The 13,763-nt window shown below is 59.8% G+C and carries 14 protein-coding genes; 4 read left to right on the forward strand and 10 right to left on the reverse strand.

Annotated features, from left to right (window positions below; genetic code table 11):
- Positions 1–25: 25 nt before the first annotated feature.
- The 7 genes from RGCCGE502_RS00365 to RGCCGE502_RS00395 form a co-directional block, all read right to left on the reverse strand.
- On the reverse strand, positions 26–1,606 hold the full coding sequence (locus RGCCGE502_RS00365; protein WP_016552175.1) for a peptide ABC transporter substrate-binding protein: 1,581 nt from the start codon (positions 1,604–1,606) through the stop codon (positions 26–28).
- A gap of 624 nt (positions 1,607–2,230) precedes the next feature.
- The gene (locus tag RGCCGE502_RS00370; protein ID WP_016552176.1) at positions 2,231–3,460 is read right to left on the reverse strand and encodes a class I SAM-dependent methyltransferase; all 1,230 of its coding nucleotides are present in this window, start codon (positions 3,458–3,460) and stop codon (positions 2,231–2,233) included.
- 4 nt (positions 3,461–3,464) lie between these two features.
- Positions 3,465–4,535 (reverse strand): CDP-glucose 4,6-dehydratase, encoded by a 1,071-nt coding sequence (rfbG, locus tag RGCCGE502_RS00375; protein WP_016552177.1) that lies wholly within the window; start codon positions 4,533–4,535, stop codon positions 3,465–3,467.
- A complete protein-coding gene (gene rfbF, locus RGCCGE502_RS00380) occupies positions 4,532–5,299 on the reverse strand; it encodes a glucose-1-phosphate cytidylyltransferase (RefSeq protein ID WP_016552178.1) in 768 nt (255 codons plus the stop codon). The genes rfbG and rfbF overlap by 4 nt, the downstream gene beginning before the upstream one ends.
- Positions 5,300–5,337: 38 nt before the next feature.
- Positions 5,338–6,123 carry a cephalosporin hydroxylase family protein gene (locus RGCCGE502_RS00385; RefSeq protein WP_016552179.1) on the reverse strand — a complete coding sequence of 262 codons (786 nt, stop codon included), beginning with the start codon at positions 6,121–6,123 and terminating at the stop codon, positions 5,338–5,340.
- A complete protein-coding gene (locus RGCCGE502_RS00390; protein ID WP_019279580.1) occupies positions 6,101–7,171 on the reverse strand; it encodes a class I SAM-dependent methyltransferase in 1,071 nt (356 codons plus the stop codon). The genes RGCCGE502_RS00385 and RGCCGE502_RS00390 overlap by 23 nt, the downstream gene beginning before the upstream one ends.
- 1 nt (position 7,172) lies before the next feature.
- Positions 7,173–7,994, reverse strand: a complete 822-nt coding sequence (locus RGCCGE502_RS00395) for an NAD-dependent epimerase/dehydratase family protein (RefSeq protein WP_016552181.1) — start codon at positions 7,992–7,994, stop codon at positions 7,173–7,175.
- Positions 7,995–8,117: 123 nt separating this feature from the next.
- On the opposite strand from RGCCGE502_RS00395, the gene RGCCGE502_RS00400 reads away from it, so the two are divergent.
- Together RGCCGE502_RS00400 and RGCCGE502_RS00405 are read left to right on the forward strand one after the other, a co-directional pair.
- Positions 8,118–8,648 (forward strand): dTDP-4-dehydrorhamnose 3,5-epimerase family protein, encoded by a 531-nt coding sequence (locus RGCCGE502_RS00400; protein ID WP_019279581.1) that lies wholly within the window; start codon positions 8,118–8,120, stop codon positions 8,646–8,648.
- Between the two features lie 96 nt (positions 8,649–8,744).
- A complete protein-coding gene (locus tag RGCCGE502_RS00405) occupies positions 8,745–9,200 on the forward strand; it encodes a GFA family protein (RefSeq protein ID WP_016552183.1) in 456 nt (151 codons plus the stop codon).
- Positions 9,201–9,256: 56 nt separating this feature from the next.
- Here the strand turns inward: RGCCGE502_RS00405 and lepA are convergent, their stop codons facing one another.
- Positions 9,257–11,089 carry a translation elongation factor 4 gene (gene lepA, locus RGCCGE502_RS00410; protein WP_016552184.1) on the reverse strand — a complete coding sequence of 611 codons (1,833 nt, stop codon included), beginning with the start codon at positions 11,087–11,089 and terminating at the stop codon, positions 9,257–9,259.
- Between the two features lie 142 nt (positions 11,090–11,231).
- Between lepA and RGCCGE502_RS00415 the strand changes: the two genes are divergently transcribed.
- Together RGCCGE502_RS00415 and RGCCGE502_RS00420 are read left to right on the forward strand one after the other, a co-directional pair.
- Positions 11,232–11,798, forward strand: a complete 567-nt coding sequence (locus tag RGCCGE502_RS00415) for a helix-turn-helix domain-containing protein (RefSeq protein ID WP_016552185.1) — start codon at positions 11,232–11,234, stop codon at positions 11,796–11,798.
- Between the two features lie 21 nt (positions 11,799–11,819).
- Positions 11,820–12,341 carry a GNAT family N-acetyltransferase gene (locus RGCCGE502_RS00420; protein ID WP_016552186.1) on the forward strand — a complete coding sequence of 174 codons (522 nt, stop codon included), beginning with the start codon at positions 11,820–11,822 and terminating at the stop codon, positions 12,339–12,341.
- A gap of 6 nt (positions 12,342–12,347) precedes the next feature.
- On the opposite strand, the gene RGCCGE502_RS00425 is transcribed toward RGCCGE502_RS00420, so the two are convergent.
- Both RGCCGE502_RS00425 and RGCCGE502_RS00430 read right to left on the reverse strand, forming a co-directional pair.
- Entirely contained in the window at positions 12,348–12,815 is a 468-nt protein-coding gene (locus tag RGCCGE502_RS00425) for a group III truncated hemoglobin (RefSeq protein WP_016552187.1), read from the reverse strand.
- A gap of 94 nt (positions 12,816–12,909) precedes the next feature.
- The gene (locus tag RGCCGE502_RS00430; RefSeq protein ID WP_019279583.1) at positions 12,910–13,761 is read right to left on the reverse strand and encodes a carbon-nitrogen hydrolase family protein; all 852 of its coding nucleotides are present in this window, start codon (positions 13,759–13,761) and stop codon (positions 12,910–12,912) included.
- Between the last annotated feature and the right edge of the window lie 2 nt (positions 13,762–13,763).

The following is a 13,763-nucleotide window of genomic DNA, read 5'->3' on the forward strand; positions in this document are numbered from 1 at the left end:
GCTAGGCGGGAAGGGCCAGTGTTCCTTATTCTTTGACCGACAGCCAGCGCGTGCGATGGATGTCCTGAATATTGTCTTCGAAGCCCTGGACCTTCGGCGAAACAACGTTCTTGGAGACATAGTAGTACAGCGGAATAGCGGCGCTATCGTCGAGCGCGAGCTGTTCAGCTTGCTTGAAGATTTCCGCACGCTTCTTCAGGTCGGTCTGTGCGTTCGCTTCCTTGACGAGCTTGTCGTAGTCGGCATTGCTCCAGCGGCCATAGTTCATCGAAACGCCGGAAGCGAGCAGACCGAGGAAGTTGTCCGGATCGTTATAGTCAGCGATCCAGCCGGCACGGCCGATTTCCACCTGACCATGCTGCATTTCGTCGTAATGCACTTTGGTTTCGGTGTTGTAGAGCTCGATCTGGACGCCGAGCGGCTTCCACATCGAGGCGATTGCGACAGCCACGCGCTTGTGGTTGTCATTGGTGTTGTAGCGGAGCTGCGCCTTCAGCGGATGGTCGGGCCCGAAGCCTGCTTCCTTGAGCAGCTTCTTCGCTTCTTCGACCTTGTCCTTGTAAGGCATGTCCTTCCAGCTCACATAGGCGGGCTCGCCGTAGTTGGCAGTGCCCGGCGGAACCCAGGAATAGGCCGGCAGTTCGCCGGTGCCGAGGATCTTCGGGCCGATGACTTCACGGTTGACGGCCATCGATAGAGCCTGGCGGACGCGCTTGTCATCGAACGGTGGCTTCGTCGCGTTGAGGACGTAGTAGTAGCTGGCCAGGAACGGCGTGACGTGCGCCTGACCCGGCAGGTTCTTCTTCATCCACTCATACTGGTCGGTCGGGAAGTCGGTCATGATATCGAACTCGCCAGCGCGGTAGCGCTTCAGAGCCGCTTCCTGGTCTTCGAGCGTGAAGAACTTGACCCCGTCGATCTTCAGGTCCTTCTCGCCGTAGTACTGATCGTTCTTGACGGTCGTAACTGATGCGCCCGGGATCCATTCGGTCGGCTTGTACGGGCCGTTGGTGACGATGTTGCCGATCTTTACCCAGTCGGTGCCCTTCGCCTCGACCACGTGCTTCGGCAGCGGATAGGCGGTGTAGTGCATCAGCGAGTTGATGAAGTAGGGAGTCGGGTTTTCAAGCGTGATCTCGAGCGTCTTGTCGTCGATCGCCTTGACGCCGAGCTGGCTGAAATCGGTGATTTCGCCCTTATTGATCTTTTCCGCGTTCTTGATGGTGAACTGCAGGTAGGCGTATTCGGCGGCGCTCTTCGGATCAACCAGACGCTGGAAGGCAAAAACGAAGTCGCCTGCCGTTACCGGCTGTCCATCCGACCACTTGATACCGTCACGAAGCTTGAACGTATAGACCTTGCCGTCCTCCGAAACCTTCCAGCTTTCGGCCTGCCCAGGGATCGGATCGTCCTTCGGGTCTTCCGTTACCAGACCCTCGAAGATGTCGCCTGCAATGCGGTTCTCATAGTCGCTCGACAGCTTCTGAGGGTCGAGGGACTGCGGGTCGCCACCATTGTGGATGTTGAGAGTCGCCGCGTGGGCCGATACGGCCAGCAGCGAGCCAAACACTGCTGAAGCCAAGAATTTTTTCGTAAGGAAGTTCATATGGGGGCCACCTTTCTAGGCTTAGCGCCTTTTATTAGTCGTTTGTTCCCGTGACCAGTTACGTCTAGGTCAACGCGCAACCTATCGTAAAGGTCTGACGTTGCAAGCCCCCAAATGAAATGACGAGCGACGCCTCCTGCGACCATGATTTTGGCGCCGTAGTCCTTCAGCCGGCTACAGAAAGGGCGATATTCATCCGCTCGGGTCGCATTAGGTTCAGATGGCCGTGCTCCGTCAAATCAATCAGTGGTTGAATAAGTTGACGCTAGCCGGCCCAACATTCTCCGCTTTTGCAGAGAATTGCGCTGATAATTCAAGGGAAAATGCGTCCCTCTAACGTCTGTTTGCGACATGCCGTCGCCATTGATTTGAAATGTAGCGTTGTCCGAGGAGGTGCGGCGAAAGGCTATGCTGGAACATGCAAAGTGACTTTCGGAGGCGAAAAAAGAGAAACGGCGCAAACATGCCGCCGGCACCACTGTCGGCCTAGAGGCGCGTTGCGCCGATGATATCCACACTTGACGAGGTTCCGCAATCTCGCGGACCTCAAAGCCCTGCGCGCAGGCCCATGACACCAAAGGACAAAGCGGTGCGCCGTTCGGGCACCGCTTTGCGCGCCGAAGGTCAAAGCATCCGCAGCGTCGGGATCGCGACGACGAAGCGTCCACTCCACGCCCGAATATGGTCGTTCGCCTTGACGATCTCCTCCGTCAGGTTCCAGGGCAAGATGACGACATAGTCCGGCTTTGCACTTTCGATATGGCTCGGCGCATGCACCGGAATATGGCTCCCCGGCAGCAGCTTGCCCTGCTTGATGTCGCTGCGGTCGACCACGAAGGCGATGTCGTCGGCGGTGACGCCGCAGACGTTGAGAAAGGTGTTGCCCTTGGCTGCGGCGCCATAGGCGGCGACCGTCTTCCCCTCGGCCTTGGCGCGAGCAAGGAAGGCCTTAAACTCCTGGCACACGCCTTCGATCCGCGTTCCGAACCGCTCATACGTCGCCAGCTGCTTGAGACCGAACGCCTCTTCCTTTTTCCGGAGGGCGACAAGTCTGTCCGTCACAGCGCGTGTGCCCTCTGCCTTCTGTGCGAACACCCGCAGTGATCCGCCGTGCGTCGAAATTTCTTCGACATCGAAGACCTTCAGCCCGCAAGCACCGAAAATGCGCTCGACCGCGAGCAGCGACATGTAGGAGTAGTGCTCGTGGTAGATCGTATCGAACTGGATTCCATCGATCATCGTCAGAAGATGCGGGAATTCGAAGGTCGAGACGCCGTCCGGCTTCAACAGGATGGCGAAGCCGCTGACGAAGTCAGCGATGTCAGGTACGTGCGCCAGGACATTGTTGGCGGCCGTCACGTCGGCACGTACGCCGCTCTCAATCAACGCCGTGGCGGTCTCCTTGCCGAAGAAGGCAACCTTGGTCGGTACGCCCCGGCTCTCGGCAATCTTTGCGGCATTCGCGGCCGGCTCCACCCCGAGCACGGCGATGCCCTTGGCGGCGAAGTATTGCAGAAGATAACCGTCATTCGAGGCGACCTCGACCACTGTCGAATCCGCCGAGAGCCCGAAGCGCTCGGTCACCATCTCGGCATAACGCCTGGCATGCTCAAGCCAGCTCGTCGAGAACGAAGAGAGGTAGGCGTAGTCGGCATTGAAAATTTCGTCAGCCGGCACGTTCTCGGTTGTCTGGACCAGAAAGCACTCCGAGCAAACCATGACCTTCAGTGGGAAGGAGCGCTCCTTCGCAATCGCGGCCGCGTCGGGCAGAAAAGAGTTGGACCACGGTGTCGATCCAAGATCCGCGACAACGGTCGTCAGCGGCGCTGAGCAAAAACGGCATTGGTGAGACATGTGGTTAAGCGCCTTTCGTGAAAGCATCAATCTGGCCAGTGACGAGCGAGAGCGCATCTTCGCCCCGGCGCCACTGATCGTACCAGCGCGCGGCCCAGTCTATGGCGTCCGCTTGGCTCAGCCTTGCGCGCCAGGAGAGACAACGGCTCGCCTCCGCAGGATCGAGGCCAAGCGCGTGCATCTCGCGCGGCTTGTCTGCCGCTGACGTATCCTGCCAGGTTTGCCCGAGCCCCATGGCTGTCTGGACGGATGACGCCACGACACCGACGGGGATTTGCGCTTCGTCAGGCGAAGGCCCGAAATTCAGCGATTCGACCGGTACGGCCCCGCTATGCAGCGCTTCGCAGAACAGGAAATAGCCGTTCAGGCAGTCGAGGACGTGCTGCCACGGTCGCGTTGCAAGCGGGCTGCGAATATCAAGGATCTTGCCGGCAATCGCGGCGCGGACGATGTCGGGAACCAGGCGGTCCTCCGAGAAGTCGCCGCCGCCGAGCACGTTTCCGCCGCGCGCGGTGCCGACATGCACGCCTTTCGAGCGGAAGAAGGAGTCCCTGTAGGTCGCGGTTGCAATCTCGGCCGCAGCCTTCGAGCCGGAGTAGGGGTCGTGCCCGCCAAGCCGATCGGTTTCGACGAAATGCCGTCCGCTCTCGTCGTTGCTGTAGACCTTGTCGGTCGTAATCACCAGGATGGCCTTGAGCGCCTCAAGCGAACGCGCCGCCTCCAGCAGGCGTACCGTCCCCATGACATTGACGTCGAACGTGTCGACCGGCTCAAGATAACTGCGCCGCACCAGCGGCTGCGCCGCCATATGCAGGATGATGTCGGGATTGCAATCGTCCAGTGCTTTGGCAAGCGTCGTTCCGTCGCGGATGTCGGCGATTGTCTCGGCGGCGAGGCTGGTGCTGCCTGCAAGCTGATGCAGCGACGGCACCGTCGCTGGCGAAAGCGCATAGCCGGTGACCTCTGCGCCCAGCCGGGAAAGCCATAGCCGCGCCCACGTTCCCTTGAAGCCGGTGTGACCGGTGAGGAAGACACGCTTTCCCGACCAGAAGCGCTGATCCGGAAGCCTGCTCATGACCAGACTTTCCATGGCGCATGGCCGCTGTGCCACAGCTCTTCCAGCTGGTTCTTGTCGCGTAGCGTATCCATTGGTCGCCAGAACCCGTCATGCGGGAAGGCCATCAATTGGCCGTCGGTGGCGAGGCTTTCGAGCGGCGCGGCCTCGAACGGCGTGAGATCTCCCTCGATACGATCGAGTACGGATCGGTTGAGCACGAAAAAGCCGCCATTGATGCGCCCGTTATCGCCCGCGGGCTTTTCCGTGAAGCTCGTGACTCTTCCATCGTCGGTCAGCAGTGCGCCATACCTTCCCGGCGGCACGACGCTCGTCACCGTTGCTTCGCGTCCGTGCCTTTGATGAAATTCCGTCAGAGCTTTGATGTCGACATCAGCCACGCCGTCGCCGTAGGTGAGGCAGAATGTATCATCGAGATAGTTCGCGACACGCTTCAGGCGCCCGCCGGTCATCGATCCCTCGCCTGTTTCGACAAGCGTCACGCGCCAGGGCTCGGCCTTGGTGGCGTGGTAGGTCGTCTCGCCGCGCTCCATGTCGAAGGTCACGTCTGCCGAATGCAGGATGTAGTTCGCGAAGTATTCCTTGATCATGTAGCCGCGGTAGCCGAGGCAGATCACGAAATCATTGAAGCCGTAGTGGCTATAGATCTTCATGATATGCCAGAGGATCGGACGACCTCCGATCTCGATCATCGGCTTCGGCCGCAGATGGCTCTCTTCGGAAATGCGGGTGCCGTAACCACCAGCGAGAATGACGATTTTCATATAGGGTTCCTGGCCTGAGAGCGCCGCCTCTGGGAGTTCTATCTGTGTCGCTTCAGAAAGCCGTCCGGGGCCACGGTGATCATAAGCTTCTGATCGATCGCCCGGTCGATCTCGAATTCAGGATGCGTTTCGAGATACTTCCACACAGCCGTTTTCGGATTGTTGCCGGGTCCCCAGGATCGGTCTGGATACGCGTCTTCAGGCATATCTTCGATGAGCGTGTCGAAGACGACGCAATAGCTGCCAACCGAGGTCAGGGGCGCATAGGCCTCGAGCTCAGCCAGCACGTGGTCATGGGTGTGGTTGCTGTCCAGGCACACAAGAACGCGCTTGAAGGGCTTGGCGATCCGGTGGACCTCGTCGATGACGCTCTGGTCTATGCTCGACCCTTGAATCATCTGAATACGCGACGCCATCGGATGCGCTTCGATTGCCGTCCGGTTGTGCGCACGGATATCGATATCGATGCCGAGAACACGTCGGTTCGATGTACGTGGGTCAAAGCTGACGCCGGCCTCCATCGCATCGGTCATATCAAGGAGCGCAAGCATGGATGCGCTGAGGATCAGCGAGCCGCCATGTGCGATCCCGGTCTCGATGATGAGGTCCGGACGCGTCTCCCAGATGATCTCCTGCATGGCGACCATGTCCTGGGGATACTGGATAATCGGGCGCCCCATCCAGAAGTAGTTATAGGAATATTTTGGCTCGACGGACCTACGCAGGAAATCGGAAGCGCTTCGTTTGAACTCTTCGTTGCCTTGGATCGCGACAATGCGGTCGGCGACTTCGCTCTTGAAATCAACCACGGTCGACCTCGACATAGTTGTAGGCGTTGTTGGACATTTTCTTGATCTCTTCAGAATAGTTGCGATTCATCACGTAGATATCGGAGCCTGGCGGCAGTCCGGGCAGCACCTCGTTCGGGGATTGAACTTTCAAGCCCGTCAAAGGCAGGAACTTGCCTTGCTTTGAAGGGTTGATGTCAATCACGGCGGTGACGGGACGGCCTTTTCGTTGCCGCAAAAGCGAAAATATCACGCCCTTCGAAGCACCACCCCAGACCACCGCTGTTTGCGTTTCGCCGGGGCTGATGCTTTCTAGTTTCTCGACGAAGTCCGGCGGCATTTTTACGCGGTCGTTCTGATCGATCGTTGGTTGGCGCAAGGTTGCCAGATCTGCGACGACGTAGAGATACTGACCGCCAAAAATCCGACCGCTTTCGAGGACGGTTCCGAATATTCGTTGGAAATCCGAAAGTCTGAAATAGTTGACGTGTTCGTAGAAGACGTCAAACCATGCCCGCTGCTCGCAGATCCAATCGAAGCAGGGAACCTCGATGTAAATGTATCCGCGCCCGCCGTTGGCTTCCTTCAGTTGGCCGAGGAATGCGACCGGGTCCGGAATATGTTCCAGGACATGCCGGAGGATGAGCCCGTCGCTCTCAATGCCGCTGCCTGGCTGGAAATACTCCTGGCGAATTCGCTTGTTGGTTCCTTCATACGCAGGATCGAAGCCGGTTATCTCGACACCGCGCTGTTCCAGCATCTCAAGGAAAAGTCCCTTGCCGCAGCCGACCTCGACGAGGTTTTTCTCACCCATGTTCGCGGTAATGATCGACGCGACCTCTTCCAGATGGCGTCGAAACATTGGGCTCAAGCCCTGCTCGTTCTGGTACGATGTGTCATAGACCATCAAGTCGGGTTGGAACGCTGCGTTGCGGACGAGACCCGTGCGCAGATCTTCCACCAGGCAGATGTCACCCTTCGGCGAGGCGAGAGCGTCCTCGAGGGTATCGTACATTCTGTTCTGAAAGATCGGCAGGCTCCGCTGCTCATAAAGCACGCGGACATCCGTTGGTGCTGCACTCAAGCTATGGCACTCCCAAGACGATGGGCGGATCGACAAGATTGTCGGGACGCGCCCCAAAATTCAGTAGGTCTCGTCGACCATATTGATCGGCGATTCGTTCCGCGAGTTCCCGCACCGTCACAGGAACGCCGGAGCAGACGTTGATAGCCCCCGTGGCTTTTCCGAAGATGACGTCGCATATGCGTGCGGCAGCATCATGGACATCCATGAAGTCGCGGACCTGCTTTCCCTGTGTGAGGTCCGCCCGCCGACCCTCCTCGAGCGATTTTCTGAGATATGGCACGAAGCGACGATCATCTTCGCCGTCACCATACAGGTAGAACAGGCGACACCACGCGAACTCGACGCCTTGCGCCGGCAGCCACTGCGAGAGCCCCATGAACGCCGCCGCTTTTGCCGCCGCATAGGGCGTGAGGGGTTTCAATGGGGTGTCAACCGAAAGCTTGCCGAAACTGACGTCGTATTCAAAGCAGGTCCCGATGCCGACAAATCGGCGTACGCCAACCGCGGCTGCGGCCCGTGCCATCGTTAGCGTGCCGGAAAGGCAGTCCAGATTTTCCGGCGCCGTGAGATATTTTCCAGGCTCCGCGTACCACGCCAGGTGAATGATCGTATCGATCCCGGCAAAGGCATCGCGCCACCAGCCTTCGCTCTCGGAAAACGGAGAGGGGCTTTCCACGATCTCGATCGCTTCGACGTCCCGCACCTTTTCGACGGCTTTCGGTCGAAGGACCACACGCAAATCGGCCCCCTGCGCGACAAGTGTGCGCAGGACGTGTTGGCCTACGAACCCGGAGGCCCCGGTGATAAGTATTTTGCCCAAATCAGTGCTCTCGAACAGTGGTCGCTAATGAGCCCTTTTTCGGTGTGAGGTCAAGTTTGCGTCGGTTGAAACAAGGCGATAAAGCGTTCTGTCGGCTATCCCCAAACGTTCCGGTCGAGTTCCATGTCCCGTTTCAATCGTATCCCTACTGCTCTCAGCAATCTCCTCGTGATCGAACGTCAGCGGCTCGGCGACGAGCGCGGCTTTTTCTCGCGCTTCTTCTGTACCGAGGAGCTTTCGGATTTCGGCATCGGCCGTATCGCGCAGATCAATCACACCAAGACGCAGATAAAAGGCGCCATTCGCGGAATGCATTTCCAGCTTGCCCCGCATGACGAAGCGAAGTTCGTCTCCTGCCTCGCCGGGACCGTCTTCGATGTCGCAGTCGACCTGAGGCCGCAGTCGCCAACCTATCTCATGTGGCATGGCGAGGTTCTCTCGGCCGAGAACGCGCGGTCAATGATGATCCCGCCGGGTTTTGCCCATGGTTTCCAGACGCTGACGGAAAACTGCGAACTGATTTACCTGCACGACAAGCCCTATGCGCCGGGAGCCGAGGGCGGCGTCAACGCACTCGATCCGAAGATCGCCATCGGCTGGCCGCTGCCGGTCGAGCAGATGTCCGACCGGGATCGCAATTTCCCGATGCTCTAAGGGCAGCATCCGCCGGTGCGTTTGTCGTTCGCGGTGGGCGGGTTTGACGCAGGACTGACTGCCACTAGATTGAGCATGACAAAAAAGGAGGACGTGATGAGTGAAGTCGATCTGCCTTGGGAAGGCGGCTGCCGATGTGGCCGGGTGCGATTGAAGATCAGCGCCAAGCCGCTTTTGACCATGGCCTGCCATTGCACGGGCTGCCAGAAGATGTCGTCGAGCGCTTATTCGCTGAGCGCCGCGATCCCGGCAGAAGGCTTCGCGATCACGGAAGGGGAGCCCGTGGTCGGCGGTTTGCACGGCGCCGAGGCGCACCATTATTTCTGCGGCCACTGCATGACCTGGATGTTCACACGATCGGAAGGGATGGACTGGTTCGTCAATCTTCGTCCGACGATGTTGGACGATCCTCGTTGGTTCAAACCGTTTATCGAGACCTGGACACGTGAAAAGCTGCCTTTCGCCGAAACCGGCGCGGTCCGCAGCTATGAGGCGCTACCGGAGATGGACGCCTATGAGGGATTGGTGAAGGAATACATGGCCTGCAGCTGAGGGCATGTGGCAGCCCGGCCATGCGTTGCGCACCGACCGGGCTGGATATTGGTTCTTTACTCGTCGCCCATCTTGAGCGCGGCGATGAAGGCCTCCTGCGGAATCTCCACCTTGCCGAACTGGCGCATGCGCTTCTTGCCTTCCTTCTGCTTATCCAGAAGTTTGCGCTTGCGGGTGGCGTCGCCGCCGTAGCACTTCGCCGTCACGTCCTTGCGCAGCGCCGAGATCGTCTCGCGGGCAATGACGTTGCCGCCGATCGCGGCCTGGATCGGGATCTTGAACATGTGCTTCGGGATCAGCTCCTTCAGCCGCTCGCACATGTCGCGACCGCGCTTTTCGGCAGACGCGCGATGGACTAGCATCGACAGCGCATCGACAGGCTCGCCGTTGACGAGGATCGACAGCTTCACGAGGTTGCCTTCGCGATAGCCTTCGAGGTGATAATCGAACGACGCATAGCCCTTCGAGATCGACTTCAGGCGGTCGTAGAAGTCGAAGACGACTTCGTTGAGCGGCAACTCATAGGTAACCATGGCGCGCGTGCCGACATAGGTGAGTTCCGTCTGGATGCCGCGACGGTCCTGGCAGAGCTTGAGAATGCCGCCGAGATAATCGTCCGGCGTCATGATCGTCGCCTTGATCCAAGGCTCGCGGATCTCGTCGATCTTGACAACATCCGGCATGTCGGCCGGGTTGTGCAGTTCGCGCTCGCTGCCGTCGGTCATCGTCAGCTGGTAGACGACCGAAGGCGCGGTCGCGATTAGGTCGAGGTCGAACTCACGCTCCAGGCGCTCCTGAATGATCTCAAGGTGCAGCAGGCCGAGGAAGCCGCAGCGGAAACCGAAGCCGAGAGCCGCGGACGATTCCATCTCGAAGGAGAAGGAGGCGTCGTTGAGGCGAAGCTTGCCCATTGCCGCGCGCAGATCTTCGAAGTCGGCGGCATCAACAGGGAAGAGACCGCAGAAAACCACCGGCTGCGCTGGCTTGAAGCCCGGCAAGGCCTGCGCCGTCGGGCGCTTGTCCTCGGTGATTGTGTCACCGACGCGCGTGTCGGCGACTTCCTTGATCGACGCGGTGATGAAGCCGATCTCGCCGGGGCCGAGGCTGTCGACATTGACCATCTTCGGCGTCAGCACGCCAACACGTTCCACCTGGTACTTGGCGTCCGTGCCCATCATGCGGATCGTCTGGCCCTTTGTCAGAACACCGTCGATAATGCGGACGAGAACCATGACGCCGAGATAGGTGTCGTACCAGCTGTCGACGAGCAGCGCCTTCAGCGGAGCCTTCTCGCCGCCCGGGCTCTTCGGCGCCGGCAGCTTCTCAACGATGGCTTCGAGAACGTCGGGGATACCGAGACCGGTCTTTGCCGAAATCAGTACCGCCTCGGAGGCGTCGATGCCGATCACTTCCTCGATCTGTTCCTTGATGCGGTCCGGTTCGGCCGCCGGCAGGTCGATCTTGTTGAGGACGGTGACAAGCTCGTGGTTGTTGTCGATCGCCTGGTAGACGTTGGCAAGCGTCTGCGCTTCCACGCCCTGCGACGCATCGACGACGAGCAGCGAACCTTCGCAGGCCGACAGCGAGCGCGAGACTTCATAGGCGAAGTCGACGTGACCGGGCGTGTCGATCAGGTTGAGGATATAGGTTTCGCCATCCTTGGCCTTGTAGTGCAGGCGCACCGTTTGGGCCTTGATGGTGATGCCGCGCTCGCGCTCGATATCCATGTTGTCGAGCACCTGCTCGGACATCTCGCGCTCGGCGAGGCCCCCGGTCGATTGGATAAGGCGGTCGGCAAGCGTCGATTTGCCGTGGTCGATGTGGGCCACGATCGAGAAGTTGCGGATATGGGAAAGCGGAGTGGTCGGATTGGTGCTCATGCGCGCCATATAGCAGCGCCGCCCCTTGCCGCAAAGCGGAAAAGCAGGGGTTCGTTTACGATAACTCGCTGTTTCTCAGGCGGAAACTTCGCGCTTGATTCCATGATCAGACTATGCATTTCTATTATAATAGAAATGCTGGGATCGAATAATGGAACAGGAACTGGAAGAGGCGATCGCCATCCGCATCCGCAAGCTGCGGGTACAGAAGAATATGACGCTCGACGACCTCGCCAGCGCCTCGGGTGTCAGTCGCGCGATGATCTCGCGGATCGAGCGTGGTGAAGCTAGTCCGACAGCCTCGCTGCTCGCGAGGGTTTGCGCAGCGCTCGGTTTGTCGCTTTCGGCGTTCTTTGCCGAGGAGGGTGAGGCCTCGCCGCTGTCGCGCCGGCAGGAGCAGCAGGTCTGGAGGGATCCGGAGACGGGCTACCTCAGGCGCTCCGTCTCGCCGCCCGGCGCCGCGTCCGATGTCGACATCGTGGACGTCGAGTTTCCGCCAGGCGGTCGCGTCAGTTTTCCTCCGCACGCGGCAAGCAGCGGTATGACTCAGCACATTTGGCTGTTCGATGGCGAGATGGAAATGACGACGGGTGACACAGTCTACCGGCTGCTGCCGGGCGATTGTCTGTTCATGCCGGTCGGTGAAGGCCATGTTTTCCATAACCCCGGCAACATTCCTGCCCGCTATTGCGTCGTGCTCGACCGGCGCGGGCGTTAATTCATTTCAGGAGAAAAAGTGATGACAGCAATGATCCGCCTTCTTGACGCGGCACAGGCCCGCATGGCGATACCAGACCTTTGCGAGGTACTGACCGACTGCGTCAACGGCGGCGCCTCCGTCGGCTTCATGCAGCCCTACACCCATGCCGATGCGGAGCCCTATTGGCAGGGCGTTGCAGATGCCGTTGCTTCAGGCGCGACGCTGCTCTTCGTCGCCGAGATCGATGGGAGCGCCGTCGGCACGGTGCAGGTCGGTGCGGCGCAGATGCCGAACCAGCCGCATCGCGGCGATCTCAAGAAGCTGCTCGTGCATCGCTCCGCGCGCGGCAAGGGGTTGGCGCGCGTGCTGATGGTTGCGGCTGAACGCGAAGCGGCCGCGCGCGGCAAGACGCTTCTGGTGCTCGACACGGCAACCGGAAGCGACGCCGAGGCGATCTATCCACGGCTTGGCTGGGAGCGGGTGGGGGTCATCCCGGACTATGCGCTGTGGCCGGAAGGCGGCCTCTGCGCCACGACGTTTTTCTACAAGCGTGTTGCCTGAACTGGCTTAAGCGGGCTTCCGCTGCGGATCGTCGAGCGCCGGGTTGTAGAACAGCGATAGCGTCAGGCTCCTGGCGATCCGCTCGGCGGTCGCCATGAACCAGGCTTTGGCCTCGGGGTTCGGGGCAATGTCGTTGAGCGTCTCGGAAAACAGCGCCAGCCATTGAGGGAAGAGATCGGCAGACAGGTTCGAGACACCGATATGCGCCTGCACTGGCTTGCCGCCATAGGCGCCGCTGCGCAAAGCGACTGACGACCAGAAGCTCTTCATTTTATGCATATGCTCCGGCCAGCGGCCGGAGAGCCTGGCATCGAACACCGGCCCAAGCGTCGGATGCTGAAGCACCCGGCCGTAGAATGTCTCGACCAAGCGATCGATGAACGCTTCATCGATGCCCATCGCCTTCATTTCGGCTTCGGCGCGCTCGCGTATTGCGGCCACATGCGCCGCACGGCCTTGTATTTCGGTATCCATCATGAACTCCGGCACGTCGCAACCCGCGACCCCGCTGATATAGACGGTCGATGCCACAAGATGAAGGCACTGCGACGCAAAGCAGCATTGCGCATCAATAGCCGCTTCTGTTTTCGCTTCTGGGATCATCGGCCATCCTCTCGCGATAGATGTCGCCCTGTCGCGCCTTTAGCCGCCATGGCCGCGCCTTCTGCAGCGGAATGTCGTAGACAGGGTCGCCACGATCGAGCAGCGCGGTCACCAGGCTCGGTTCGGGCGTTGCGGGACACTGCGTCACCCATTTTCCGTCCGGGCCGATAATACCGGCCGGCCCTTTGGGTGCCTTCTGGACCGGCGTCGCAGCGCCGATCCAGATGCAGTTCAGCCCGGCATGAGCGCGAAGCGCAATCTGAAAGTATTCGGCAACGCCATATGAGGAGAAAAGCACGGCATCGACGCCAAGGCTCTCATATTCTTGAAACACTTCCTGAAACTGCGACTCGATGCAGATGGCGCAGCCGAATCGATAACCGTCGACGTCGAAAGTGATGGGTGCGGTGCCTGGAGAGTACCAGCCGCCAAGTTCGCTGTTCGAAAGGAACCTCTTGTCGTAGCGGGTGAGAAGTGTGCCTCCTTCGGAGAAGATGTAGAGGCTGTTGTGCGGCGGGTAGCCTTCAGCCAGCCGATGCGCTCCGCCGACAACAGCAAAGATGCCAAGGTCGCCGCAGAGATCGGCGATCGCCCTCAGCTCCGCCTCCTGCCTGCCCCAATCGAAGCTCCTCCAGTCGTCGGGATGCATGATCTGGAACTTCGAGTAGCCCGAAAGTGAGCCCTCACAGAAGTTGATGACACGCACTCCGCTGGCGGCCGCGGCCGCTATCATGCTCCGGATTGCGCTGCCGTTCGCCGCAATGTCGGGAGAGACCAGGGTCTGTGCTGCGGCGACCCTCAACGGCGCACCTCTCATGA

Origin of the sequence: Rhizobium grahamii CCGE 502 (genome assembly GCF_000298315.2) — a bacterium.
GTDB classification, from domain to species: domain Bacteria; phylum Pseudomonadota; class Alphaproteobacteria; order Rhizobiales; family Rhizobiaceae; genus Rhizobium; species Rhizobium grahamii.

Excerpts from the sequence above, each read along its gene's own strand:
- RGCCGE502_RS00385 (WP_016552179.1), bottom strand. The coding sequence starts at position 6,123 with ATGTCGAGGTCGACCGTGGTTGATTTCAAGAGCGAAGTCGCCGACCGC.
- lepA (WP_016552184.1), bottom strand. The coding sequence starts at position 11,089 with ATGGCGCGCATGAGCACCAATCCGACCACTCCGCTTTCCCATATCCGC.
- RGCCGE502_RS00430 (WP_019279583.1), bottom strand. The coding sequence starts at position 13,761 with ATGAGAGGTGCGCCGTTGAGGGTCGCCGCAGCACAGACCCTGGTCTCT.
- RGCCGE502_RS00425 (WP_016552187.1), bottom strand. The coding sequence starts at position 12,815 with ATGGATACCGAAATACAAGGCCGTGCGGCGCATGTGGCCGCAATACGC.
- rfbF (WP_016552178.1), bottom strand. The coding sequence starts at position 5,299 with ATGAAAATCGTCATTCTCGCTGGTGGTTACGGCACCCGCATTTCCGAA.
- rfbG (WP_016552177.1), bottom strand. The coding sequence starts at position 4,535 with ATGAGCAGGCTTCCGGATCAGCGCTTCTGGTCGGGAAAGCGTGTCTTC.
- RGCCGE502_RS00400 (WP_019279581.1), top strand. The coding sequence starts at position 8,118 with ATGTCCCGTTTCAATCGTATCCCTACTGCTCTCAGCAATCTCCTCGTG.
- RGCCGE502_RS00405 (WP_016552183.1), top strand. The coding sequence starts at position 8,745 with ATGAGTGAAGTCGATCTGCCTTGGGAAGGCGGCTGCCGATGTGGCCGG.
- RGCCGE502_RS00420 (WP_016552186.1), top strand. The coding sequence starts at position 11,820 with ATGACAGCAATGATCCGCCTTCTTGACGCGGCACAGGCCCGCATGGCG.
- RGCCGE502_RS00415 (WP_016552185.1), top strand. The coding sequence starts at position 11,232 with ATGGAACAGGAACTGGAAGAGGCGATCGCCATCCGCATCCGCAAGCTG.
- RGCCGE502_RS00365 (WP_016552175.1), bottom strand. The coding sequence starts at position 1,606 with ATGAACTTCCTTACGAAAAAATTCTTGGCTTCAGCAGTGTTTGGCTCG.
- RGCCGE502_RS00370 (WP_016552176.1), bottom strand. The coding sequence starts at position 3,460 with ATGTCTCACCAATGCCGTTTTTGCTCAGCGCCGCTGACGACCGTTGTC.